The 25105-nt window shown below is 59.9% G+C and carries 24 protein-coding genes and 1 tRNA gene; 18 read left to right on the top strand and 7 right to left on the bottom strand.

The features are described from left to right. Nucleotides 1–120 precede the first annotated feature (120 nt). The 12 genes from xerD to P8A24_RS04650 all read left to right on the top strand — a co-directional run bounded on the left by xerD (nt 121) and on the right by P8A24_RS04650 (nt 11149). Complete coding sequence (gene xerD / locus P8A24_RS04595) at nt 121–1023, top strand: site-specific tyrosine recombinase XerD (protein WP_278060209.1); 903 nt, start codon at nt 121–123, stop codon at nt 1021–1023. A 21-nt stretch (nt 1024–1044) separates the two neighbouring features. Next, on the top strand, nt 1045–1896 hold the full coding sequence (locus P8A24_RS04600; protein ID WP_278057418.1) for a ParA family protein: 852 nt from the start codon (nt 1045–1047) through the stop codon (nt 1894–1896). Continuing rightward, on the top strand, nt 1896–2774 hold the full coding sequence (locus tag P8A24_RS04605) for a segregation and condensation protein A (protein WP_278057420.1): 879 nt from the start codon (nt 1896–1898) through the stop codon (nt 2772–2774). Before P8A24_RS04600 ends, P8A24_RS04605 begins: the two co-directional genes overlap by 1 nt. Continuing rightward, nucleotides 2767–3333, top strand: a complete 567-nt coding sequence (gene scpB, locus P8A24_RS04610; protein ID WP_278057421.1) for an SMC-Scp complex subunit ScpB — start codon at nt 2767–2769, stop codon at nt 3331–3333. Before P8A24_RS04605 ends, scpB begins: the two co-directional genes overlap by 8 nt. Further along, nucleotides 3330–4079: a pseudouridine synthase gene (locus P8A24_RS04615; protein ID WP_278057422.1), complete on the top strand. Its 750-nt coding sequence runs from the start codon at nt 3330–3332 to the stop codon at nt 4077–4079. The genes scpB and P8A24_RS04615 overlap by 4 nt, the downstream gene beginning before the upstream one ends. Then, on the top strand, nt 4080–4751 hold the full coding sequence (cmk, locus tag P8A24_RS04620) for a (d)CMP kinase (RefSeq protein WP_278057424.1): 672 nt from the start codon (nt 4080–4082) through the stop codon (nt 4749–4751). 9 nt (nt 4752–4760) lie between these two features. Continuing rightward, the gene (gene der / locus P8A24_RS04625) at nt 4761–6224 is read left to right on the top strand and encodes a ribosome biogenesis GTPase Der (RefSeq protein ID WP_278057426.1); all 1464 of its coding nucleotides are present in this window, start codon (nt 4761–4763) and stop codon (nt 6222–6224) included. Nucleotides 6225–6389: 165 nt separating this feature from the next. After that, nucleotides 6390–6704 (top strand): DMT family transporter, encoded by a 315-nt coding sequence (locus P8A24_RS04630; RefSeq protein ID WP_278057427.1) that lies wholly within the window; start codon nt 6390–6392, stop codon nt 6702–6704. After that, nucleotides 6704–7051, top strand: a complete 348-nt coding sequence (locus tag P8A24_RS04635) for a DMT family transporter (RefSeq protein ID WP_278057429.1) — start codon at nt 6704–6706, stop codon at nt 7049–7051. Before P8A24_RS04630 ends, P8A24_RS04635 begins: the two co-directional genes overlap by 1 nt. Next, nucleotides 7051–8226: a hypothetical protein gene (locus P8A24_RS04640; protein ID WP_278057431.1), complete on the top strand. Its 1176-nt coding sequence runs from the start codon at nt 7051–7053 to the stop codon at nt 8224–8226. Before P8A24_RS04635 ends, P8A24_RS04640 begins: the two co-directional genes overlap by 1 nt. 9 nt (nt 8227–8235) lie before the next feature. Next, nucleotides 8236–9201 carry a glycosyltransferase family 2 protein gene (locus P8A24_RS04645; protein ID WP_278057433.1) on the top strand — a complete coding sequence of 322 codons (966 nt, stop codon included), beginning with the start codon at nt 8236–8238 and terminating at the stop codon, nt 9199–9201. A gap of 1 nt (nt 9202) precedes the next feature. Beyond that, nucleotides 9203–11149 carry a glycosyltransferase family 39 protein gene (locus P8A24_RS04650; protein ID WP_278057434.1) on the top strand — a complete coding sequence of 649 codons (1947 nt, stop codon included), beginning with the start codon at nt 9203–9205 and terminating at the stop codon, nt 11147–11149. Nucleotides 11150–11226: 77 nt separating this feature from the next. Here the strand turns inward: P8A24_RS04650 and P8A24_RS04655 are convergent. Continuing rightward, nucleotides 11227–11300, bottom strand: a tRNA-Pro gene (locus P8A24_RS04655). A gap of 255 nt (nt 11301–11555) precedes the next feature. Here P8A24_RS04655 and pepN point away from each other — a divergent pair. The 5 genes from pepN to P8A24_RS04680 all read left to right on the top strand — a co-directional run bounded on the left by pepN (nt 11556) and on the right by P8A24_RS04680 (nt 16607). Then, nucleotides 11556–14057: an aminopeptidase N gene (gene pepN / locus P8A24_RS04660; RefSeq protein WP_278057436.1), complete on the top strand. Its 2502-nt coding sequence runs from the start codon at nt 11556–11558 to the stop codon at nt 14055–14057. A 95-nt stretch (nt 14058–14152) separates the two neighbouring features. Further along, a complete protein-coding gene (locus P8A24_RS04665) occupies nt 14153–14596 on the top strand; it encodes an FHA domain-containing protein (RefSeq protein WP_278057438.1) in 444 nt (147 codons plus the stop codon). Next, nucleotides 14593–15336: a transcriptional regulator FtsR gene (ftsR, locus tag P8A24_RS04670; RefSeq protein WP_278057439.1), complete on the top strand. Its 744-nt coding sequence runs from the start codon at nt 14593–14595 to the stop codon at nt 15334–15336. Before P8A24_RS04665 ends, ftsR begins: the two co-directional genes overlap by 4 nt. Nucleotides 15337–15490: 154 nt before the next feature. Then, the gene (locus P8A24_RS04675) at nt 15491–16009 is read left to right on the top strand and encodes a MerR family transcriptional regulator (protein ID WP_278060210.1); all 519 of its coding nucleotides are present in this window, start codon (nt 15491–15493) and stop codon (nt 16007–16009) included. 241 nt (nt 16010–16250) lie between these two features. After that, on the top strand, nt 16251–16607 hold the full coding sequence (locus tag P8A24_RS04680; RefSeq protein ID WP_278057440.1) for an RNA polymerase-binding protein RbpA: 357 nt from the start codon (nt 16251–16253) through the stop codon (nt 16605–16607). Nucleotides 16608–16693: 86 nt separating this feature from the next. On the opposite strand, the gene P8A24_RS04685 is transcribed toward P8A24_RS04680, so the two are convergent. The 6 genes from P8A24_RS04685 to P8A24_RS04710 all read right to left on the bottom strand — a co-directional run bounded on the left by P8A24_RS04685 (nt 16694) and on the right by P8A24_RS04710 (nt 23921). Next, on the bottom strand, nt 16694–17446 hold the full coding sequence (locus tag P8A24_RS04685; RefSeq protein ID WP_278057443.1) for a polyprenol monophosphomannose synthase: 753 nt from the start codon (nt 17444–17446) through the stop codon (nt 16694–16696). Then, complete coding sequence (lnt, locus tag P8A24_RS04690) at nt 17443–18927, bottom strand: apolipoprotein N-acyltransferase (RefSeq protein ID WP_278057444.1); 1485 nt, start codon at nt 18925–18927, stop codon at nt 17443–17445. Before lnt ends, P8A24_RS04685 begins: the two co-directional genes overlap by 4 nt. A gap of 269 nt (nt 18928–19196) precedes the next feature. Beyond that, a complete protein-coding gene (locus P8A24_RS04695; protein WP_278057446.1) occupies nt 19197–21785 on the bottom strand; it encodes a DEAD/DEAH box helicase in 2589 nt (862 codons plus the stop codon). After that, nucleotides 21782–22093 carry a hypothetical protein gene (locus tag P8A24_RS04700; RefSeq protein ID WP_278057448.1) on the bottom strand — a complete coding sequence of 104 codons (312 nt, stop codon included), beginning with the start codon at nt 22091–22093 and terminating at the stop codon, nt 21782–21784. Before P8A24_RS04700 ends, P8A24_RS04695 begins: the two co-directional genes overlap by 4 nt. After that, nucleotides 22090–23016, bottom strand: coding sequence for a helix-turn-helix transcriptional regulator (locus tag P8A24_RS04705; protein ID WP_278057449.1), 927 nt, complete (start codon nt 23014–23016; stop codon nt 22090–22092). The genes P8A24_RS04700 and P8A24_RS04705 overlap by 4 nt, the downstream gene beginning before the upstream one ends. Next, nucleotides 23013–23921: a helix-turn-helix transcriptional regulator gene (locus tag P8A24_RS04710; protein ID WP_278057450.1), complete on the bottom strand. Its 909-nt coding sequence runs from the start codon at nt 23919–23921 to the stop codon at nt 23013–23015. Before P8A24_RS04710 ends, P8A24_RS04705 begins: the two co-directional genes overlap by 4 nt. Nucleotides 23922–23980: 59 nt before the next feature. On the opposite strand from P8A24_RS04710, the gene P8A24_RS04715 reads away from it, so the two are divergent. Beyond that, nucleotides 23981–25087 carry a DUF3866 family protein gene (locus P8A24_RS04715; protein ID WP_307013907.1) on the top strand — a complete coding sequence of 369 codons (1107 nt, stop codon included), beginning with the start codon at nt 23981–23983 and terminating at the stop codon, nt 25085–25087. The last annotated feature ends 18 nt before the right edge of the window (nt 25088–25105 follow it).

A 25105-nucleotide genomic window follows, 5' to 3' on the forward strand; every position in this document is an offset into this window, starting at 1 on the left:
ACATGTCAAACAAAAGTCTAACCTGTCAAGGGCGCGTTTTAATCCCGCACCCGCATGAGGAAAGATGAAAAAATAATGAAAAATCGAGGAGGGTGTGTGGACCAAGAACTACCAGCGGCGATGGCTCGCCAGATGGAGCAGTACCTGACGCACCTACAGGTGGAGCGTTCGGTGTCGCCCCATACGCTAGCCGCCTATCGTCGCGACCTCGACAAGTACGCCGCACACGTCGCCTCGCGTTCGATTTCAAGCTTCGCCGACGTCGGTGAGGAGGACGCCGCATCGTTCGTGGACTACCTCCGCGCCGAGTTGTCACTGGCTGTGTCGTCGGTTGCACGGATGGTGACTGCGGTGCGCCAGTTTCACACGTTCCTTCTCGATGAGGGGATCGCGGCGACGAATCCCACTGCAGATCTCCACCCGCCGAAGATCGGCTCGCGTCTACCGAAAGCGATCACGGTGGGGGAGATGGCTGTACTGATAGAGGCCGCGTCGGTTGGCGATACCCCAGTTGCCCTCCGCGATCGCACACTTCTCGAAGTCCTGTACGGAACGGGCGCGCGAATCTCCGAGGCTGTTGCACTGACCGCCGACGACATTTCGTTCGAGAGCGCAACGATCCGTCTATTCGGCAAAGGGAGAAAAGAACGTATCCTTCCTCTTGGAAAGTATGCGCTCGACTCGCTGGAGGCGTATCTCGTGCGCGGGCGGCCTGCCCTCGCAACGAAAGGAACGGGATCGACGTCGTTGTTCCTCAACACACGCGGGCGGCCACTGTCGCGCCAAAGCGCATGGGGAATCATCCAACAGGTCGCCGAGCGTGCCGGGGTTGGACACATTTCGCCCCACACGTTCCGCCACTCCTTCGCTACCCACCTGCTCCAAGGCGGCGCGGACGTGCGCGTTGTTCAAGAAATGCTCGGGCATGCCTCAGTCACCACAACTCAGATCTACACCTTGGTTTCGGCCGATACGTTGCGGGAAGTGTATGCGAGTGCTCACCCACGTGCGTGGCACGAATGATTTTCCGGTAGATTTAGTTCTGTGAGTGCAGAACAGATCGAGCTTTTTGATAACGGTGAAAAAGACTTCCCGCTCCCCAGCGAGCTGGAGGCACATGGCCCTGCGCGCATCATCGCGATGTGCAACCAGAAGGGCGGCGTGGGAAAAACGACTACCTCGATTAACCTCGCGGCATCGCTGGCTGGTTATGGCCGCAAGGTACTCATCGTCGATTTCGATCCGCAGGGGGCTGCGTCGGCCGGTCTGGGTATCAATGCCAATGCGCTCGATCGCACGATCTACGATGAGTTATTGTCGCTCAAGCCCGATCCGTACCGAATTATCCAGCACACGTCCGTTGAGAACCTGGATATTTTGCCGGCCAATATTGAGCTCTCCGCAGCCGAGATCCAGCTGATTAACGAGGTGGCTCGCGAACAGGCACTCACGCGCGTTCTCACCCCGTGCCTGAACGACTATGACGTGGTGATTGTCGACTGTCAGCCGTCGCTGGGCTTGCTCACCGTCAACGCTCTCACTGCTGCGCACGGCGTGATCATCCCGCTCGAAGCAGAGTTCTTCGCGATGCGTGGCGTGGCTTTGCTTGTGGAGCAGATCCAGCGCGTCCAGGATCGTCTGAACCCAAAGCTCGAGATCGACGGCGTTTTGCTCACGATGGTCGATACGCGCACCTTGCACGCTCGCGAGGTCATCGCCACAATCGAGGCGCAGTTCAATGAGAAGGTGTTCGATACGAAGATCTCTCGGACCGTGAAGTTCCCCGATGCGACGATCGCTGCCGAACCGATTACCTCCTTCGCCCCCAATCATCCAGGCTCGCTGGCCTACAAGCGCCTGGCACGTGAGCTGATCGCGCGTGGTGCATCTGCCTAATGGAGCAACCGAGCCTTCTGGAGGAGTCTGCTGGCGGCTTCGCCGTCGAACTTGACGCCTTCTCTGGGCCTTTCGAGGTGCTCCTTACCCTGATTGCCCGCAAGCGACTCGATATCACGGAGGTCGCGCTCGGCGCTGTGACCGATGAGTTTTTGGCGTTCGTCGCAGCCCAGGACGAGGCAGATCTCTCTCAAATGTCAGAATTCGTCGTGGTTGCCGCTACTCTTCTCGATCTGAAGGCAGCCCGGTTGCTGCCGAAAGAGGATCGCGACGACGACGACAACTACGAGCTGTTGGAGGCCCGCGATCTCCTGTTTGCGAAGCTTCTTCAGTATCGCGCTTTCAAGGAGGTCGCAGCGGTTTTTGCTGCTCGGCTGGCGTCCCAGTCGCTTGCCTATGCGCGCGATGTTCCCCTCGAGGAGTACTTTCGCAGCCTCCTTCCCGAGGTCCAGTTGCGTGCAACAGCCGCCGACCTTGCACGGATCGTAGCTGGCGCTTTTTCGCGTACCCCGCCTATTGTCCGGCTCGACCACCTCCACGATCCTCTCGTTCCTGTTGAAACCCAGGTCAGCTACATTCGTGACAGGCTGATTGCTGGCGACCGTGTCTCGTTCGCGTCGCTGTGTGCCGATGCTGAGAACATTCCAACGATCGTTTCGCGTTTCATGGCGGTTCTGGAGATGCTGCGCGACGGCGAAGTGCGGGTGGAGCAGGAAGCGGCGCTCGCTGCGCTCATCATTACGCGCGTCGCGCCTGGCAAGTCTAAGCGCGGCGTCGTCGTTTCAAACTCAGGGCCCACCGACGTCGGCGGGGGAGCCGAGGGAAGTTCTGCCGAAACACACCACACGCAACACATGGAAGGAGCAGGCGATGCGTGAATCCGCACAGCGCAAGGGGGCCCTCGAGGCGATCCTCATGGTGGCGAGCGAACCCGTCCCGCTCAAAGCCCTTGCCTTCGCCATCGATACTCCTGAGGGGGAGACGCTCGAATTGCTACGTCAGTTGCAGAACGAGTACGCCTCCGATTCCGATGCGCCTCGTGGCTTCCAGATCCGCGAAGTTGGCGGGGGCTGGCGCTTCTACTCAAACCCGCACTACGCCGACGTCGTCGCGGGATTCGTCACAGCAGGTACGAGTTCTCGCCTCTCGCAGCCAGCCTTGGAAACGTTGGCCGTTATCGCGTATAAGCAGCCTGTCACGCGCGCCCAGATTGCCCAAATACGCGGTGTTGAGGTAGATTCTGTTGTTCGGACTTTGCAAACACGCGGTCTCGTTGAGCAAATCGGAGTGGCCCCAGCCACCGGTGCTGGACTTTACGGGACAAGCGAGCTTTTCCTTGAGAAGATGGGCATGAACAGCCTCGAGGAACTTGCGCCGCTCGCGCCGTATCTGCCGGGCGATGATGAACTTGAAGAAATTGAGAAGGAGCTGCCATGAGACAGCAAGATATGCATAACCCCAATGGCGAGCGCCTACAGAAAATTCTGGCACACGCTGGTGTTGCCTCGCGGCGAGCTGCCGAAGAGCTGATCGCGGAGGGCCGCGTTGAGGTTAATGGTCAGGTGATCCGCCAGCTCGGAATTCGAGTGGATCCCACCCAGGTGTCGATCCATGTCGATGGGATGCCGGTGCAGCTGGATCAGTCGAAGCTCACAGTTGCGGTGTACAAGGAGCCGGGTGTTGTCTCGACTATGCACGACGACCAGGGCCGCCGCACGCTCGCTGAGTACATACAAGATCGTCCCGAACGCCTGTTCCATGTTGGCCGTCTCGATATCGACACCGAGGGTCTGATTCTTCTGACAAACGACGGCGAGCTGGCGCACCGCCTGACCCACCCGAGTTACGAAATCCCGAAGACGTACATTGCACGCGTTGAGGGGACGGTAACCCGCGGTTTGGGCAAGGTCCTTGAGAAGGGCATTACCCTTGAGGACGGACCGATTCACGTCGATAAGTTCGTGCTCCGAGAGGCCCAGCGAAAGAATTCGATCATTGAGGTGACGCTTCACTCGGGCCGCAACCGCATCGTGCGCCGTATGATGGAGGAGGTCGGTCACCCGGTGATGGAGCTTGTCCGTACTCAGTTCGGCAACATCCAGGTGGGCCATTTGAAGCCGGGCCGCTACCGCCAGATTGCGGGAAGCGAGCTCGGAGCACTCATGCATATGGTGGGGATGTAAATGATTATTGCGATTGACGGGCCGTCGGGCTCCGGGAAATCAACGGTTTCGAAGCTCGTGGCACAGCGCAACGGCCTTGCGTACTTGGATACGGGTGCGATGTTTCGCGCAGCAGCGTGGTGGGCGCACCGCGGGGGTATTGATCTCGATGACCAGGCGGCGGTCGAAGAAGCGACCAAGGAAATGCCGTTCACTCCGCCCCTCGATCCGCTCGACCAAACTTTCGTTCTCGACGGAGTCGATATTACGTCCGCGATTCGCGAGCCGTCTCTGTCGCGTGTCGTGTCAAAAGTCGCTGTCAACCTGGGCGTCCGCGCTGAGCTGTTGCGCCGCCAGCGTGAGGTCATCGCCGCCGAGCAGCGCGGAGGTTTCTCGGGAGGCGCGGGAATCGTCGCGGAAGGACGTGACATCACCACCGTCGTCGTGCCGGAGGCAGATGTGCGCGTCTTGCTGACCGCCTCGGAAGAGGCCCGTCTTGCTCGCCGAGCACGCGAGGTCCGTGGCGACGCTTCCGACGCGGCAATCGAAGCCACCCGAGCCGAGATCGTCGACCGCGATAAGGCGGATTCCACTGTTTCGGAATTCATGCACGCTGCCGACGGCGTTACGACAATCGACTCGTCGGCCCTCACCATCGACCAAGTGGTCGATGCTATTCAATCTTTGATGTAAGGAACACACATGACTGAGAAGTACACGGAGTTCGAGGACGACGCACAGCGCGTCGAAATGTTGCGCTCGTTCCTGGACGATTACGAACTCGAGGAAGAAGATCAAGCGCTTCTTGAGCTCGCTGACTCCGACGAGATCGTCGAGCGCCCCGCCGGCTACCCGGTGATCGCGATCGTTGGCCGCCCGAACGTCGGCAAGTCCACGCTTGTCAACCGTATCGTTGGTAAGCGCGTGGCTGTGGTCCAAGACCGCCCAGGCGTCACCCGTGATCGCGTGCGTTACGACGCCGAGTGGAACGGAAAGAAGTTCACCCTGCTCGATACTGGTGGCTGGGAGCCCGATCTCGACGGCATCGATAAGTCAGTGGCGGACCAGTCCGAGCTCGCGATCCGCGAGGCCGACGTCGTCGTGCTCGTTGTGGACGCAACTGTGGGGGCAACAAACACAGAAGAGTTCATCATCGAGTTGCTGCGGCGATCGGGCAAGCCGATCGTTCTGGCTGCGAACAAGGTCGATGGCCCTCAGGGGGAATCTGACGCGGCGATGCTATGGTCGCTCGGCTTGGGAGAGCCGTTCCCTGTCTCCGCACTTCACGGGCGTGGAACCGGCGATCTTCTCGACGAAGTGACCCGCGTGATGCCGGAAAAGTCCGCGACCGCAACACTGCGCCCTGGTGTCGGGCCTCGCCGAATCGCTCTGGTTGGCCGTCCAAACGTCGGAAAATCGTCGCTACTGAACCAACTCGCGGGCGAGAACCGCGTCGTGGTCGATCCTCTTGCTGGCACCACTCGTGATCCTGTCGACGAAGTGGTCATGCTCGACGACCAGCCGTGGACGTTCGTGGATACAGCTGGCATCCGCCGTCGCGTGCACCTCACGCGCGGAGCCGATTACTACGCCTCTCTGCGCACGCAGAACGCGGTGGAGAAGGCCGAACTCGGCCTCGTCCTTATCGACGCTTCGGTTCCGCTCACTGAGCAGGATATCCGCGTGATGCAGCAGGTGATCGACGCCGGCCGCGCCATGGTTGTGATCGCCAACAAGTGGGATTTGGTCGACGACGAGCGCCGCTACGATCTTGATCGTGAGCTCGAAAAGGAACTCGTGCAGATGCCGTGGGTACGCCGTGTGAACCTGTCGGCAAAGACCGGCTGGCACACGAACCGCCTGACGACGGCGATGAACGAGGCACTCGAATCGTGGGATAAGCGCATCACTACGGGCAAGCTCAACTCATTCCTCGGGGAACTTTCTGCGGCTCACCCGCATCCCGTCCGCGGAGGGCGTCAGCCTCGCATCATGTTTGCCTCGCAGGTATCGAACCGCCCGCCGCGTTTCGTTCTCTTTGCCACGGGCTTCCTCGAGGCCTCCTATCGTCGTTTCATCGAGCGCAAACTTCGTGAGCGCTTCGGCTTCGAAGGCACGCCGATCGAAATTTCCGTGCGAGTGCGCGAACGCCGCAAGCGCAAGTAGCCCAGCACGATCACGAGACGGTCTGTGGGATGGAGATTTTCATCTCCATCCCACAGTTGCATCTGTGATGACAAATCCGCGTGCTAGCCTGGAAAACAGGCGACAATCCCGCCTGCGGACGAGGGAGCCGTACCCGCATCAGACCGACGGCCAGGAAGGATTGTCATGGCATGGATCATCTTGCTCGCCTCCGGTGTGATGGAGGCAGTGTGGGCGATCGCTCTGTCAAAATCGGAGGGGCTGAAAAAGCTCTGGCCCTCGGTGATATTCCTTGTGACGAACGTGCTGTCCCTGATCGGGCTCGCCGTTGCCATGAAACACCTGCCGACTGGCACGGCCTACGCAGCGTGGACTGCCACGGGCGCCTCCCTGACCGTTGTCTACGCGATGGTCAGTGGCGAAGAGAAAGCGACACTCGTGAGAATTGGAGTGCTACTCGCCCTAGTCGCGTGCGTCGTTGGCCTGAAGGTGGTGGCATAATGGCGTGGGTCATTCTGATTCTGTCAGGCGTTTTCGAAGCTGTCTGGGCTACTGCACTCGGAATGTCACACGGCTTCACGATCCTCGCTCCTACCATCGTTTTCCTCGTCGCAATGGCGATCTCGATGGTGGGACTTGGCTGGGCGCTCAAACGAATTCCAGTGGGCACGGCCTACGCGGTGTGGACTGGAATCGGTTCGGCACTCACAGTCATTTATGCGATGGCCTCGGGGAACGAGCCGTTCTCGGTTCTCAAGGCCGTCTTCATCACAGCGATCATCGCCTGCGTGGTGGCCTTGAAACTCATTAAGGATCCAGTCAGTGACAAGAAAGGACATGAGCGATAGTGTTCACGCAACGCCAGGTTTCCGGCAACAAGGGGAAGTTCTTCTCGGCGCCGCACACCTTTTTTCTTGTGGTGTTGTTCGCCGGTCTGGCGTTGCGGTTCGCAGGAACCCCGATTGTCTCTGCCGACATGAAGTGGTTCCTGCTCCCGTGGTTTTCGCAGATTGAGCCCGAGGGGTTCGGCTCGCTTGCACACCAGGTAGGCAACTACGGCCTGCTTTATCAAACCCTCATCGCGCTACTGACGTACATACCGTTGCCAGCAGTGTTCTTGTACAAGTTCGTCTCCGTCGTGTTCGACGTCGCCCTGGCGTTTTCGGCAGCGCTGATCGCGAGGCGCGTCACGGGAACTGGGTGGCGGGAGAAACCCGCACGCATGGCGTTTCTTGCGATCATGTTTCTCCCGCCCTTCGTCATCAACTCGGGCTGGTGGGGCCAGTGTGATTCCATGTACTCGCTCGCGGCGTTGTGGGCGCTCTATTTCCTTTACGAAAGGCGTTACCCGGCCACCGGCGTCGCGCTCGGGTTTGCCTTCGCACTCAAGTTGCAAACGATCTTCATCATGCCGCTTGTCGTGACAGTGTATGTGCTCCGGCGTCGGTGGCCGTTCCCTGAACTCATTTACGCCGCCGGCGTTTTCTGGGGTACCGGCGGGCTCGCGTACGCGTTTGGGCGTTCCCTGCTTGCCCCGCTCACCATCTACGCGGGCCAGACCGGTGACTTCCCGAAGATGGTCGTCAACGCCCCGAGCTTTTGGTACTTTTTCCCGGATAACTTTGCACTACTCGCCAAGCCCGCGGTTGTGGTCTGTGCGGCGATCCTCGCCATCGGTTTTTTCGCAATCATCCTCAAGAAAATCTCCATCGACTCCTGGCAACAGTATCTTGCCACCAGCGCCTGGATGATCTGGACCTGCTTCCTCTTTCTGCCCGCGATGCACGAACGCTACTCCTATCTGTTGCAGGTTGTCCTCATCCTCCTCGCAGTCGCATTCCGTGGATACTGGCCTTACCTCGCAGTCGAAACCGCGGTTACGTGTGTTACCTACGCCAAGTTTTTCCACCTTGGCCCGGGGGTAGTCGCGCCGCTCGTCGTCGCGGAACTTGCCACATGGGCCACGTTCACCTCTCTCATCGTTCATCGAGCCCATCTCAACTCGCTCATCGCTGATAAGTAAAGGAAAACTATGAAGGATAACCGTTCAGTGCCACGGGTGTGGTTCGTCATCCCGTGCTACAACGAAACGGAGGCGCTCGCTCTTTCCACGGGTGTGTTCGTGGGCGAGTTGCGTTCACTCATCGACGCTGGGAAAGTGGCTCCCGAAAGCTCTGTCTGCTTCGTCAACGATGGCTCAAGCGACGGTACATGGGAGTTGATCAACGAGCTCGCGGCCGAGAATCCACTTGTGCGAGGCATCACGCTCTCACGTAACCGCGGGCACCAGCATGCGCTTTTCGCCGGTCTCATGGAGGCCTATGAGCAGGGTGTGGATGTAACGATCTCGATGGACGCCGACGGCCAGGACGACGTCCACGCTGCCACCGCGATGCTCGACGAATACACGAAGGGCGCAGACGTCGTGTACGGCGTTCGCTCGAGCCGCGAAAAGGACACTTTCTTCAAGCGGTTCACGGCAGAGAGCTACTATAAGGTCCTCGGCCATATGGGGGCCGAGGTGGTGTTTAACCACGCCGATTATCGTTTGATGAGTTCTGACGCACTCGCCGGCCTTGCAGAGTTTTCTGAGCGCAATCTGTTCCTGCGCGGAATGGTTCCGTTGGTCGGTTTCAAATCCGCCCAAGTCGAATACGAACGTGCCGAGCGCGTGGCGGGGGAGAGTCACTATCCTCTCCGCAAGATGCTCGCCCTCGCTTTCGACGGCATCACCTCGTTTTCGGTCAAGCCCCTCCAGTACGTCACTACGCTCGGGATGCTGTTCTCGTTGCTAGGCTTTGTGGGAGTGGCGTGGGCACTGATCGCTTTCTTTACCGGGCATGCAGTGGCGGGATGGGCATCCACGATCGCAGTGCTCTCGATCATCGGCGGTATTCAAATGCTCGCCCTTGGCGTGATCGGCACGTACATTGGCAAGATATATATCGAGACGAAGCGCCGCCCGCGCTTCATTATCTCCGAGCGCACTTGGGAGTGACATGGCGATGAGATGGTCGCGGGCGGAGAAGCTCGCATGTGTGATGGCAACGCTGGCGGTGGTGATCGCGTGGTCGATCCACCTAGGAGCCAACGGTTACGCGAATAACTTTTATTCGGCCGCTGCATGGGCCGGTTCGCAATCGTGGAATGCGTTGCTGTGGGGTTCGGTCGATCCGGAGGGGTTCATTAGCGTGGATAAGCCGCCGCTCGCGCTGTGGGCTCCTGCACTCTTGATCAAGGTTTTCGGTCTTCACCCGTGGTCGGTGATCCTTCCGCAAGTGTTGATGGGCGGCGCGAGCGCGGCACTCATTTTCGCGATGGTTCGCGGAGCGCTCACCCAGTTTTCGGTACAGTTGCGGCTCGCAATGGGAAGCCTGGCAGTGTTGTTCTTTGTGCTCACTCCCGTTGCGGCTTTGATGTTCCGGTACAACAACCCCGATGCACTACTTGCACTGTTGATGACCGGCTCGGCTGGCGCCGCTTTGCGGGCGATTGCGCACGGACGCCTCCGGTGGCTCGCCGTGTCGGGTGTCCTTCTCGGGCTTGGCTTCCTCACCAAGCAGCTGCAGGTCGCACTGATTTTCCCCGCGCTGTACCTAGCTGTTGCGTTGTACTTCGGCGCCTCCTGGCGACGCCGGGCTGCCGGGCTCGCTACGCATTTTGCGGCTTTTGTGGGAACGCTGGGGTTGTGGGCAGTTCCCGCAGCTCTGGTTTCGCCGGCGTCGCGTCCGTTCTTTGGCGGTAGTAAGGCAAATTCGTTCATCGAGCTCACGCTGGGTTACAACGGGCTTGCTCGTGTTTCCGGACATGGCAAGGACAGTAGCGGTATTCTCGGGATGCTCACGGATCGAGTGTTGTCATTGGGCCGTTTGTTCGCACCGACCAACGCGTTGCAATGGTCCTATTTCGCATTTGTGGGGCTCGTGATTCCCGTCGTCGCGTACATTGTGCTCGTGCGCAAGTTGCGGCAGACGACGTCGGACGCAACGTTGCGCACGTTCGTTGCGAATCCTTCGGAACGTGATGTACGGGCCACCCACGCAACACTGGTGCTTGCGTATGGCTGGTTTCTCACGTCGTTCTTCATCTTCTCGTGGATGAAAGGCATCTTCCACAGCTACTACCTGGTGGGGATGATGCCTCCGATGCTCGTGGCAGTCTTTGTCGGGCTCGGCATAGTTGTCGCGTATCGCGAGGAACTCACACGCAGAGCCTGGATCGGCCTCGCTGTGCTGGCCGTGGTGACACTCGCGTGGCAGTACGTGCTGATGATCTTTGCGAAAGGCTGGATGCGGACGGGTGCGATCGTTGCCGGGGTTGCAGTGGTGATCGGTGCTCTCCTCCTGACTCGTGGGAAGGTGGGGCTTGCGTACGGATGGAACACCGGCGTCGGGAAAACGGTTGCCGCACTCACTGGAGTCGCTTTCCTTGCGATTCCATTTGCTGCCACTGCACAGACGAATGCTCTCCCGCACAAGGGGAGCGTGCCGAAGGCGCCGTACGCCCTGAAGTCTGCACGCAAGGGCCTGCCCGATCCGTGCGAACCTGATTTCTCGAGCACTGGCGCAACCAAGATCGAATCCGGGTTCGACGGGCTTCGGGCAATCGCAACCTCCGACGCAGCGCGCTGGCCACTCGCCACAGTGAGCTCGTATTGCGCATCGTTGTACGAGCTCGCAACCGAACGCCCCGTGATGGCGATCGGCGGCTGGGACGCCGTGGACCCTGTGCCGACGTTGGACACGTTCAAAGACCTTGTCCGCAACGGTCACGTTCGGTATTTCATTCCACGGTATCCGACGCCAGGCGGCGAGTTCTTGGGGAAGGTATCGCGCAAGGACAAGCCAGGGAATGCGCAAGATATCACGACGTGGGTGATCGACAACTTCCAGTCACAAGTCATCGATGGGCTTTCAGTCTTCGACCTCAGCGTTCCAAAGAAGTAATACGTACTTGGATACCTCCCTTGAGCTGAGAAAAGCAAAACCCCGAGATATCAATCGTTGATATCTCGGGGTTTTCGTCGGGCTAGCGGGATTTGAACCCACGACCCCTTGACCCCCAGTCAAGTGCGCTACCAAACTGCGCCATAGCCCGTTGCGTATCCGATAGTAGCGCAGAATCATGAAATGTCCCAATTCAAGTGGATGGTGGCGCTTGCCACAACGCCACCGTCCGGCACGCAGACGCTCGTAAGACAGACGTCGAAGTCCGTCATCCTGCCTCGAATAGGCACAGGTAGTCACGCGTCACCGCGCCAAGAGCAGGGGAGAAGCTGTCGCGGTCGTGCACCCCCGAGACCCACCGGCAAATATTTGCAATGCGCGCCGGCGACGAGTTGAATAAGAAGTTATGACTGAAAATCTGCAACGCTCAGAAGCGATGGCACGCTCTGCCGCGCTCGAGATCGCAACGTACCGCGTCCACCTGAATCTCTCTGAGTCCACCACCGACCAGAAATACTTTCCCGTGAGCACGGTCGTCCAGCTGACCGTCCACGAGGAGATCAGCACGTTTATGGACTTCATCGGCGAGTCTGTGACGTTCCTGCGCGTCGATGAAGAGATCCTGACACCACATTTCGACGGCGCACGAGTTACGTTGCCCACCCTGTCCGTGGGCGACCATGAGATCGAGGTGCGCGGGCACGCCCTCTATTCTCGCACCGGCGAAGGCCTTCACCGATTTGTCGATCCGGCCGACGGCGAAACCTACCTCTACACCCAGTTCGAGCCGGCAGACGCTCGCCGCGTTTTCCCGAACTTCGAGCAGCCAGATCTCAAGGCGAGTTTCCTCATCGGAATCACTGCCCCGGCGTCGTGGGCGGTGATCTCGAACGAACGTCAGGTGACGGAGCACCCCGCGGGCGAGAACTCGCAAGGCACGCCTCTAGCGCGTTTCGGCTTCCAGGACACAAAGCGTATGTCCACCTACCTCACGGCGTTCATTGCGGGCCCGTACACGCGTTTCACAGACGAATATGAGGGCATCAAGCTCGGCTTCTACACGCGCAAAACACTGGCGCCGCACTTCGATTCCGACGCCGTTGCGCTGATCACGAAGCAGGGCCTGGCAACATTCCCCGAGGCTTTCGGCATGCCCTACCCGTGGGGAAAGTACGATTCCATTTTCGTTCCCGAGTACAACCTCGGCGCGATGGAGAACCCCGGCGCCGTCACTTTCAACGAAAACGCCTACATTTACCGCGGAGCAGCAACTCGCGCCCAGTACGCTGGACGCGCCAACACGATCCTTCATGAGATGAGCCACATGTGGTTCGGGGATCTTGTCACGCCCAAGTGGTGGGACGATTTGTGGCTCAAGGAGTCGTTTGCAGAGTTCATGGGCGCGTGGGCATCGGTTGAGGCGACCGAATTCACCGAGGCGTGGTCGAACTTTGCGGGCGCGCGTATTTCCTGGGCAATGGCGAACGATCAATATCCCACTACTCATCCGATCGTAGCCGATATTGTCGATCTTGAGGCAGCTGATCAGAACTTTGACGGCATCACCTACGCGAAGGGTGCAGCCGTGCTCCGCCAGCTGGTGGCCTTCGTGGGTCAGGAGGCGTTCTTCGCCGGTGCTCGCACTTATTTCCAGGCGCACAAGTTTGGCAACGCAACGCTGAAGGATCTTCTTCACGAACTGCAGGTTGCCTCGAACCGCGACCTGTCCGAGTGGGCACGCCAGTGGCTCCAGTCGACGTCGGTCTCAACGCTTCGTGCCGAGCGCACGGACGCGGGTCTCCGCCTCGTTCAAGAGGGTACTGACATCAACGGTAACGCGATCACCCGACCGCACCGTTTCTCGGTGCGTTCGTTGCGTGCCACCGACGGCGTGCTGAGCACCGTTGCGACGGAGCAGGTGGAGCTCACCACCGACGTCGTGATCCCCTGGGAGAAACTCGGCGGAGCCGACGTCGATGCCGTCGTTGCGAACTCCGGTGCGGAAACGTACGCAAAGATCGCGCTCGACGAGCGCTCGCTGGCATCTGTGCTTGCCACCGACGTCGACGACGACCTCACCCGCTCCGTCATCTCCACGGCGCTGTGGCAGATGGTTCGTGACGCACGCCTCGACCCGCGCGAGTACGTCCACTTCGTGCTTTCGCAGCCACACGCCCAACCGGCGTTGCTCTCGCAGCGCACGACGGCGGCGCTGTCTGTTTCGCTTGACCTCGCGCATCCGCACCTTCGCCCCGGTCTGGCTCGTGAAATGTTCGAGGGCGCACGCGAGATTCTTGCAGACCTCGAGCCTGGAACCGATACTCATACCACATGGTCGCGCACCTTGGCCCGCGCCGGCGCCATGATGCCCGAGAGTGTCGACACGCTCCGCACCCATCTCGAAGAATCGTCGGATCAGGATCTGCGCTGGGGGTTCCTTAAGGCGCTTGCAGCGCTCGGGGTTGCGGGTGAAGCTGAGCTTTCCGCCGAACTTGGACGTTCTGGCACCTCTGCCGACAAGGTTGCACACCTCGAGGCTCTGTCGCTCCTGCCGGGCTCGCGCGCGGCGACGCTGGAGAAGTTATTGGGAGGCGAGAACTCTAACCTCGAGGCCCAGGCCCTGATCGACGGATTTTCGCATCCTTCGGGCGCGGACGAAGCGAAGGCCGCCTACCCAGACTATTTCGCTCACGCAACCGAAATTTGGGAGAAGTTTTCTCAGGAGATCGCCGAACGCATCCTCTACGGCCTGTATCCGGCTACGGATCGTGGCGAAGGGGAGGGGCTCACACCAGCTCAGGAATGGCTCGCGCAGAACGAATCTGCACCGGGCGCTCTTCGCAAGCTCATCTTGGACGAGGCCGACGACCACGCCCGCAAACTGCGAATCCAGGAAGCCTTTAACTGATTTCGCGGGGTGTGTGCATGTCCATGGCTGTCGCGCGTGCGCACACCCCACCGATCGGCTAAAGTTACGTTTAGATAACGGAGGGGGAAACGCACATGTCCGAATTTTCGAACGACCCAAGCCAGACTTCCAAGTTCTCGGCTATTGTTTTGGGCTCGCCCACTGAGCATCCGCAGCTTCGCGCGCTCAGCGGAGACGATCGCGTTGCCATCTCCAACCTGCCAATCGATTCGGCGCTGTTGATCGTCTTGTCGGGCCCAAACGAGGGCGCTCGCTTCCTTCTCAACTCCGATGTGACGACAGCAGGGCGTTCCACGCGCCAAGATATCTTCCTCGACGATGTCACTGTCTCCCGAAAGCATGCCCAGTTCGTTCGTGAGAATGGCGAGTTTTTCGTGCGCGATTCCCACTCGCTCAACGGTACATACGTCAACCGTGAGCTTGTCGATGAGGCGAAGCTGACCGACGGCGACGAGGTACGAATCGGCAAGTTTGCTCTCACTTTTTACGCGTCTCCGCTTAAGGGCGCCGCACAGTGAACGCGCAACCACAGGTTGCGCCCGAATCACTGGTCTCCTGGCCACAGGAGGTTTCTCACGAGCCCACCTTCAAGATTGGCGAAGTTTTGGATTCGCTGGCGAGCGAGTTCCCGTATCTTGCCGCGTCGAAGCTTCGATATTTCGAAAGCCAGGAGTTGCTCGCGCCGCACCGCACGCCGTCTAACCAGCGCATGTACTCGGCAGCAGATGTGGAACGCCTGCGCTTCATTTTGATCGAACAGCGCGATCGCTACACCTCCTTGCCTCAGATCAAGGAAATGCTCAAGCAACTTGATACTGGACTGGTACAACAGGCACATCCGGGCCGTATGCGCGTTCTGGCGGATAATGAGGTTGTCAAACCACAGCCTGGAACTCGCCTACACAAGGACGAGCTGGCACAACTGACAGGTGCCTCGATTGCCGAGATCGAGGCACTCATTGACGCCGCGCTATTGACTCCCGATTCGCGTGGTCGTCTTACCACGCATGCAGTGGACATCGTGCGTTACGTCCGTATGCTGGGGGAGAAGGGGCTCGATCTGCGCAAGATTCGCATGATCCGCAATTCGGCTCGCCAGCACGCCGTGAATGCTGTCGCGACCTTGGAATCGGACCGCTCAAAGTCCACGCCTGTTTTCCGTGAGCGCGTCGTCGCCGAGGCAGGGGAACTGGCCACTCTCATGTCGAATGCGTATCGGGCACTGCTCCTCGAAGGGATCGACGTCGAGCTGCGTTAGTGCGATTGGTGTGAAAGTTCAAGCACAACTTGAGACACGCCTGTAAAACACGCCGTTCACACCTCAAGTAGTGCAAAAGCGCTACACTTGACGCTGTACCTGAAAGAACAAAGGAGGCGACGTGAGCGAGGTTCACCCGCAACGGGCGCAGGCGATGCTTTTCGGCGACACGCTACCGGATCTGGACAACGAGACCGGCTACCGTGGCCCAGCTGTTTGCCGTGCTATTGGTATCACGTACCGCCAGCTCGATTACTGGGATCGCATCGGCTTAGTTGAGCCGTCGATTCGCTCAGCATCGGGATCCGGTTCACAGCGCCTATACTCGTTCCGCGACATCTTGGTGCTCAAGGTCGTCAAGCGCCTCCTTGACACGGGCGTTTCCCTCCAGCAGATTCGCATCGCCGTGGATCAGCTCGGGGAGTACGGCGTGGAGGATCTTGCAGCCGTCACCCTAATGTCGGATGGCGCCTCGGTGTACCTGTGCACCTCAAACGACGAAGTGATCGACCTGATCAACGGCGGCCAGGGCGTATTCGGGATCGCTGTCGGCCGCGTGTGGCGCGAAGTTGAAGGATCGCTCTGCGAGCTCCGCCCTGAGTCGCTTGATCACTCGTCGATTGTCGACGAACTCGCGGCGCGTCGGGCAGCGAAGCGTTCACACGCAAGCTAACCGACGACGTCGAAGAAGCAGTTTTTATCAGGCGCAACTGGGGAAGTACTCGAGTTGCGCCCGTCTTTTCACCACCCCGCTGTTTTGACATAATGTACATTATCGGCCTTTTGGAGAGTTCTCAGGAAATTCGTCAAGCACCGGCTTTCGGCATGTTTGCGCTGTTTAGCCCTCCACCCGGCCGGCCACTGCGCGCCCGCGCGATAAAATTATTGCGGATAAAATCTTTAGGGAGGTCAACATGGCAGAACGTTCACTGCGTGGAATGAAAATTGGCGCTAACTCGCTCGAGTCCGACGCCGGCGTCGCCTTTGTGGAGCGTCGCGAGGAAGAATACCTGTGCCCGAACGGTCACCGTTTCTTCGTCACGCTCGCCGCTGAGGCCGAGGCTCCTGCCAAGTGGGAATGCAAGTGCGGCCAAATGGCTGATCTCGTTCGCGGCGGCGGCGTAGAAGAAAATAAGAAGGTCAAGCCGGCCCGCACCCACTGGGATATGATCCTCGAACGTCGTTCGCTCGACGAGCTCCAGGTGCTTCTCGATGAGCGCCTTGAACTTCTGCGCGCGGGCAAGTTGCGCTCACGCCGCCCGCAGCACTGATCAGTATTTTTAGCGACATTTCGCCAAAAAAGTGGCGCTGGAGCAATTCGCCTCAGCGCCACTTTTGACATAATATATTCCCGCGTTTACTTCTGACGCAACTTCGAAACCAGTGCGCGCACTTGCTCTGAGCGATGCGCAATTCCCAGCTTCGTCGCGCGAATCAAGGCCTCCTGGACGATTGATCCGCTCATCTTCGATACACCAGCTTCACGCTCATGGAACGAGATCGGCACCTCGACAATCTTTCCACCCAGGCGGTGAATTTTCTCCGTCATATCCACCTGGAAGAAATACCCCGCAGATTCGACGGAATCAAAATCAATCTTCGCAAGCGTATCGGTGCGATACACGCGGTATCCGGCAGTTGCATCCTTTGCAGGTAACCCGAGCCACAGCTTGATGTAGAGGTTGCCTCCACGCGAGAGCACTTCCCTGCTCTTGGGCCAGTTCACAACTTCCCCACCGTGCGTCCACCGCGAGCCAATCACGAGATCCGGCGCATCCGAGGCGTAAGCGCGCTCGAGGAGCAACGGGAGTTGCTCGGGGCGATGAGAACCATCCGCATCCATCTCCACCACGTACTGATAGCCGCGCTCGAGCGCCCACGAGAATCCGTCCAAGTAGGCCTTCCCCAGCCCGTTCTTCGATTCGCGATGAAGTACGTGGATGCGCGGATCCTCCTCGGCGAGTCGGTCTGCGAGCTCTCCCGTACCGTCCGGTGACGCGTCGTCGATCACCAGGATCTCGGCGTCGGGAACTGCGCTGTGGGTGCGCTTGACGGCCACCGGAAGGGATTCGATTTCGTTATACGTCGGGATACAAATCAGTACGCTCACTGTCTCGTCCTTCTCTTTTTACTCAATAGTGCTCTAACAGCAAGGATACCGCCCACAGCCCCCAGCGCGTATGTCACGGAAACGCGAGTGGGCTCGGTGCGAGTTGAGAACGTCTCTGCATCGGCCAACTGCACGCGCACAACGCGAGCATCGGGCACGTTATCGATCACTGAGTATGCAACGTTTCCCCGTGGATCGATCACACCTGTGATCCCCGATGTCGACACCTGCACCACCGAGCGCGCCGTTTCGATCGCTCGGAAACGAGCGATTGCGAACTGCTGGTGCGGCTCCCCTGTGCCCTGGAACGTCGCATTGTTCGTTGGAGCGACGATAAGCTCAGCACCGAGCCGTACCGCTTCAGCAACGACGGCGGTGTCGGCAATCTCGAAACAGATCGGAGTGGCGAGCATGACATCCGCTTTCCCCACCGGCACACGAATCGCCGCAGGGTCACTCCCTGCAATCATGTCCACGGCAACTTGATCCACCGACCTGGTGATCGCACGGATCTGCTCGCGCCACGGAATATACTCCCCAAAGGGAACGGGGTGTTGTTTCGCGTATGTAGCGGTGACTTTGCCATGCACGAGCAGAATGTACTCGTTCAGTCGGGTGTTGCCCGAATAGCTCTGCGATCCGAGCAAAATCGGAACGTCGGTAGCGGAAGTTAATCGCTCAATGAGCGCACCGGCGTCGGGATCACGGCGGAAGTCGAGGTCGGATGTGGACTCCGGGAGAAAGATCACGTCCGGGTTTTTCTCAAGCACTCCGAGAGCAGCCTCGACGTGGTTGCGCGTGACGGTCAGCGCGCGATCCGGCCCCGGAGGTGACGGAACTGACCCCTGAACAATCGCGGCGTCGAGGTGGCCCGACGGCGCCGCACCAATCGGCAGGAAAACGCTCCCCCCAACGACTCCCGCACCGACGACGACGGCGCCGGCGATAGCAACTTTTCGACGGGAGCGTAGCGCCTGTGCCAACGCGATCGACACGCCGACTGCGACAAGCGAGACTAGCTCAACCGAACCGTAGGGCGCGAGACGCACCAGAGGCGAATCGACGAACGTGTACCCGACGCTCCCCCACGGCATTCCACCAAGTGGCCACGTGGAGCGCACATACTCGACCGCCACCCAAATCACCGCAGCGAGAGGAATGGCCGCACGACGGTATCGACTCGCACCGTTCCACAAAAGAGCCACGAGAGCAACGAACATCGCCTCAACCGCGGCAAGTCCAATTTGAGCAAGCACAGTGTGAGCAGCGCTGGCCGCCCAGTCGAACAGGAGAAGAAAGTAAGAACTTCCCCAGATGAACCCCCACCATGCGGCTGCGCCTGCACTCGCTCGGGTACTGACCCCCCAGAGGGCAGCCAGTCCAAAAAATCCAAGCGGCCACCAACCGAGAGGCTCACCGGCACACCATTGCACGACGCCCCCGCCAACGGCAAGCAGAACTGAGATGAGTATATTCTTCACCCTTCAAGAATACGGGCCGAGCGCAACAAAGGGCGAGCCCCACCATGTTCCTCGGGCCGTCACGAGACGAAGATTGTGCGTGAACGTTTTCTATCGAACAGGGTGGGACTCGCCTTACAGCTTATCGCGTAGTACTACGGTACGATCTGTGTGCCCAACACGCAAACTCTGTCCGCACTGTCTCTATCTCCATCGCGGTCTTTCCCACACAGCCCAGTCACTATGTCGTACGACACATTTAGAGCGTCGGGGTGTTGCGGCGTGTCGGGCTAGAGCCAATCCCAACGCTTGATGAGACGCTTCGCTTCAGCTGCACGTTCACCGAACCATACTCCGTTCCCGACAGCCTCGATTTGCCCCAAAAGGTCGATCAGTCGACGCATTGCGGAAATGAAATCGCCAACCACGAGATGCCCCTCGCGTAGTACCCGCTCCAGATCGCCTCCCTCAGCCCAGCGCGTCACTGCACCCATAGCGCCAGGGAACGGATCCGGCGTCCGTGTAATCCCTGCGTCAGCCTCCAGTGAGAGCAGATAGTCCACATTCACACCAATCATCCGCCATGAATCGCGTAGCTCCCCCGACGACGGCGGGCGCGAGCCGAGACGACGATCGCACAAGAAGGCGCTGACCGCTCCAGCGAATTGAGCTGGGCTGAGCTGACGGAGGTTCGGTGCGGAGAGAGCCTCGCACACGAGCAGATCTGCCTCATTGTGAATTCCGCGCAACACGTCAGCACCCGGGCCGAGCAGGATCGTGCCATCGCGGCGCTGAAGATATCCGATACGCTCAAGCACAGACGCCGTCGCGTCGAACTCTCGCGCCACCGAATCGTCGTAGGAGGCAACCATCTGCTCAAGTTCGGCAACTCGCGCGTCGAGCGAGACAAGCTCTTCCCCCTCTCGCAGATGCTGCGCCAAATCCGGGCAGGTGTGCACTGGGTGGGCGATCAGTTCCGGGCTCTCGCGCACAGCAAACCGATCCCACGAGCCCATCAGGTCGCGGTCCACTCCGAGCTCACTGCGCTCGTCTACCGCGTCGATGATCGAATCCGCAATCTGCTCACGCACCTCGCGCTCTTTCAGCGAACGACCAAACGGAATTGCGATCTCACCAACGAGGCGCATCTGCGCAGACAGATCGTCCTCGCGAAGCCAATACATCTCGCCGAACGCGTTAATAACACGCAACTTGCCGTTGCCCACCGACAGCACGAGCGCATACTCGAGCTCGCCGTCAAGCGCATACGCGTAGAGCATCCCCGTCGCCGCCTGCGCAAACGAATCGCGAATCCGTGCATGATACTCAGCCTTCGCACGCTTGCGCTGCGCTTTCGAAGCTCGGGCAGCACCGGCGCGAAGGCGGAGATATTCAACGAGATTTCCACGCTCACACTTTCGCGCCAACTCTTCTTCGACGTCGGCGAGCCGCGCGCGCACGCGCGCCAACCGGCCTTGGACCTGACCGAGATCGGCGTTGCGCTGATACTGAGCGAACGACGTTCCCATGATCTCGCGCGCCTTGCCCGGCGAGTAGTTCGCGAGCAGGTTCACCACCGTGTTATACGACGGGAAAAACGCGCTCATGAGCGGCTCTGACTGCCCCTTGGCAACTTCGCCCAGCACGTCCATATCGAGCTCGTCGGTGTCGATCACGACGGCGGTGCCGATCGTATCCTTTCCGCGCCTGCCCGCTCGCCCAATCAGCTGGGTGTACTCGGTGGCCGTGAGGTTGACAAAATCCTCGCCGTTGAACTTACGCAACTCATCGATAATCACCGTTGAGACAGGCATATCGATGCCAAGCGCAAGTGTGCCTGTCGCAAAAACGAGCTTCAACAGCCCCTGATCCATCAACGATTCTGCAAGCTCCTTGAGCACGGGAAACATCCCCGCATGATGGGCAGAAAAGCCACGCCCCATCGCTTTCGCCCAGAAGCCCCAACGCACAGCCTTCGCGTCCGAATCGCTGAGCGTTTCGCGGACCTTGCTCACCTGGCGCCGAACCTCACGCTCGGCCTCGGGCGAATTGAGAAGGACACCAGAATCGAGGAAATCCGCAACCGCCTGATCACAACCCTTACGAGAGAAAATAAACTCAATCGCAGGGAGCAGCCCCCGCTGGTTTAATGACTCCACAAGCCGGCGACGCCTCGCTGGGCTCACTGCTCGCCGCTCCCTCCTGCGAAACTCCCGCTCCTTCGTGCGGCGCGGAGCGGGCATGCCGTCGTCGATCGAAATCAAAGAGCGCCCCCGTGCCAGGAACTGTTGTAACGGAACCGGGCGCACGGTCGAGACCACCACCGCCGTCGGGCCGCGCACTGAACGTAACCAGCCGGAAAACTCCTCAATATTCGCCACAGTCGCGGACAAAGAAACGAGGCGCACGTGAGGTGGAAGCTGCAAAATCACTTCCTCCCACACAGGGCCACGCGACGGATCCGCTAAATAGTGCACCTCGTCAAGCACGACGTATCCGATGTGGGCCACCCCCGGATCGCGGGTGAAGAGCATATTGCGCAGCACTTCCGTGGTGACAACGATTATTGGAGCGTCGCGGTTGATGGTCACATCGCCCGTCAGGAGGCCCACGTTTTCCTCGCCCAGCCGCTGTGCCAAATCCTTGTACTTCTGATTCGACAGGGCCTTAATCGGCGCTGTGTACACGCAGCGTGCCTCACGCGCAAGGGCCATCTCCACGGCGAACTCGGCCACCACGGTCTTTCCTGACCCCGTTGGTGCACACACGAGCACGTCGTGGCCGCGTTCGAGCGCGTCAATCGCCTCACGCTGGAACGGATCAAGAATAATGCCCCGTGCCGCGTAGTTATCGGCGAAATTCGATGCAATCAGGCTCACTGTGTTCTCTTTTCGAAAGTTTCTTCCGCATCTGGCCAGCGCTCCAATGCCCGCGAAAGCCGACGCCGGCGCCCTGCCTCGCGTTCAGAGCGGATGCGTTCGCGGTCGGCGCGTGCCGCCGCCCGGCGCTGGCGCATATCGCCACGTTCGCCACTCCCCCGCCCCTGCGCATGCACATCGCTCAGCGCATCCACGAAACCAGAAATCGCCGCGAATACGCCCTTACTGCTACGCCAGACCCTGCGAATCGATGCCACGAAGTACAGCGCCAGGAGCACAATTCCGATCCAGAAAATCCACCAGATCACTGGCCCTCCTCGTAGGCTCGCAAGATACGCTCGAGGTTCGCTTTCGCTGCCTCCGACGACGAGGCAACCAGATCCTCTCCCAAACGCACAAGTAACGTACCCAGCCAGAAATCGCGCGCATTGAGAGTCACAACGAGCGGGTCAGCCCCTTCAACAGATTCAACGGGAAGTGACTCGGCCACCCAACGAGCCTTCGAGGACACCACGATCGCCGACGACGGACCATACGGATTCTCCTGCACTGACGAGTTACGGGTCGCAGCCTTCGCATCCCGACCCGAGAATTTCGTGTTCGTCACTTCGACCCGGCCAACCCGATCCACGCGGAAGAAGCGCAACGACGAATCCCCCACATCCGCCGTCACATACGGCGTGCTCCCTCCGATGACGTCGATCACGCCGGCGTCGTACTCCTTGGGGCGCGCACGCACACCATCGGACACCCAGTACTCAAGGCGCACTCGTTTTTTCATCTGTTTCGCCCGCGCGAGCTGTGCCATGACCTCAGGCAGTGCGTGGCGTACCGGCGCCGGCCACAGGGCCGACTCGTATCCAGCGTCCACCGCGCCCGCGACGAGGCGCTCACGCAAAGTGAGCAGATTCGCCGCGGTCGCCTCGTCTGCAACCTCCAACAGGCCGTCAATGAGCGCAACAACCGACATCACTTCCGCAAGCGAGAGTGCAGGCGCATGAATCTCGCCCTCGATGAGGCGAACAGGTTCGCCGTCGTCACTGGGGACGTCGACAAAAAACGGGCTGTATACGCCCCCGGATTCATTAATCTCCACCACGTTCAACTCGGACAATACCTCGCGCATCTGCGGAACCTTCATCGAGAAATGAGATGCGAGTTCGCGAAGGGACGAAGAATTCGCGGAAAGGTACGCCAACACCGCTAGTTGGCGAGAGAGCCCGATGTTCATTGACTCACCTCGATCGCATGGGTGAGGCGCGCAAGGAAATCCTCCCGCGCCTCCAACGGCGCAACAATACGCGCGTCAATTCCGTAAAACATCAGCAACTCGAAGAGCTCGTCTCGTGCAATCGTTTCGAGTGTGAGGCGATCCCACCCGTGAACCTGGGAAGGCTCGAAGCGCCCGTTTGCGCGCGCATACAGCGGCCGGCACGTGCCGGCTCGCACATCGACCACAGCATCGATCGGTGAAAACACGCTCTCGCTCGGTACCGGCGTCGACTCGATTCTCGTGCCCAAAATCTCAACCTCATCGACGATGCGATCCAGCTTAAAAATCCGAACCCCGCTCGCACGCCGACCAGCCAGACTCACCTGCTCGCCGCGCACGTAAAACGCATCGAAGTGCACGCTGATCTGCCACGGTTCGAGCACGTACCGTCGATCCCCGTGGCGCGAACGGTACGTGAATGCAACACGCCGTTGGCGCGTGATCGCGTCGGCAATGGCCACCACCTGGTTCCCGGACGGAACTCGAGCCTGATAAATCCCCTCAACCGTGGCATCGGCGTCGGCAAGGAGCTTATGGATTGCTGACTGGGCGAAAGTCTCCGGCAACTCGCCCCGATGCACGTCCAGGAAAGATCTGAGCATGCCAAGCTCACAGCCAAAACCGGACACTGTGATCATCGGCGACTGATCCAACACGTAGCGAAAATCGCTCGTGACATCGATGCGGTACCCCGATTGACGTAACTCACTGAGATCGCGCATAATCATCCGCTTTAAAGTTTTTTCTCCCGCGGAGTGAGCGTAGAACGGAAGCCGCATCAACTCTTTCATCGTGGGGTGGGTCTGGCGCAAGTAGGTGAGCAAAGCGATATGCCGCTCCTTCGTGGACCTAGTGTTGGACATGGAATCCACTTTAGTGCACTAGTCTTAGAGACGTGATGATGTGGAGAGAAGGAATAGTGGTGGCCCTGCGCAAAGCGTGGGGGCCAGCAATCGAATACACGGTGCGGCTCGCCGACGGCGGCGAGGCACGCGCGCTCGCATACGCGCCTCAGGTCGGTACTCCCGACGTCGGGGAACGCGTACTACTGTCCGCTTCCGCGGTGGCCCGCGGGCTTGGCACGGGCGGCTACATGATGATTGTGGCGGTGCCTGATCGTCTGCCGGTCGATCCTCCGCCCTCCCCTGGACACATCATGAAGGCGCGTTACACGCCCATGCAGTACATGGTGCAATCGGTCGACGAACAGGAATCGCCGTATTTCGAGATTCTCAAAGACGCCGACTCTATCGACGGCATGCCGGTGGTCGTTGCCGATCTCCATTCCGCTCTCCCTGCGATCGTTGCCGGGATCCACAAAGCAGAGCCGGCGGCCCGCATCGCTTATATTCAAACTGACGGCGCAGCGCTTCCGGCCTGGTTCTCCCAAGCCGCCCGCTCGATGACCGACGCCGGTCACATCCTCGGAACAATCACCGCCGGCCAGGCCTACGGCGGAGAGCTCGAGGCGATCAACATCCACACTGCGCTCCTCGCCGCACGGCTCGTCTGGAACGCCGACGTCGCCGTCGTCACACAAGGGCCTGGCAACGCTGGAACCGGAACCAAATGGGGATTCTCCGGCACCCAAATGGGCGAGGCGATCAACGCGGCCGCCGTGTTGGGCGGCCAGCCGATCGCGTGCCTCCGCGCCTCAGACGCTGATCCGCGCGAACGCCACCGCGGCATCTCGCACCATACAATGCGCGTCCTCACCGACGTCGTGCGCGTGAACGCGATCGTCTCCGCTCCGCGCTTCGATACCAGCGATCCGCTGATGGCTGGCATCGACGCCGACGTCGCCCGCAAGATGGAAGAACAGCTCGAGGAGCTTTCGGACCTTTTCGTCATCGACCGGATCAACACGAATGGGCTGGTTCGCGTGCTTGAAAACGCCCCCGCTCCCCTGCGTTCCATGGGCCGCGGCCTCGCCGAAGATCCGCTCTCCTTCATCGCGGCTGGTGTGGCCGGCGTCAGCGCGGGCAAGCGTGTGCCGCGCAAGCCCGAGGGAAGTAACGCCATCGGGTAGTTCGTGGAGCAAGCCGGC

This window comes from Arcanobacterium wilhelmae (genome assembly GCF_029632765.1).
Taxonomy (GTDB): domain Bacteria; phylum Actinomycetota; class Actinomycetes; order Actinomycetales; family Actinomycetaceae; genus Arcanobacterium; species Arcanobacterium wilhelmae.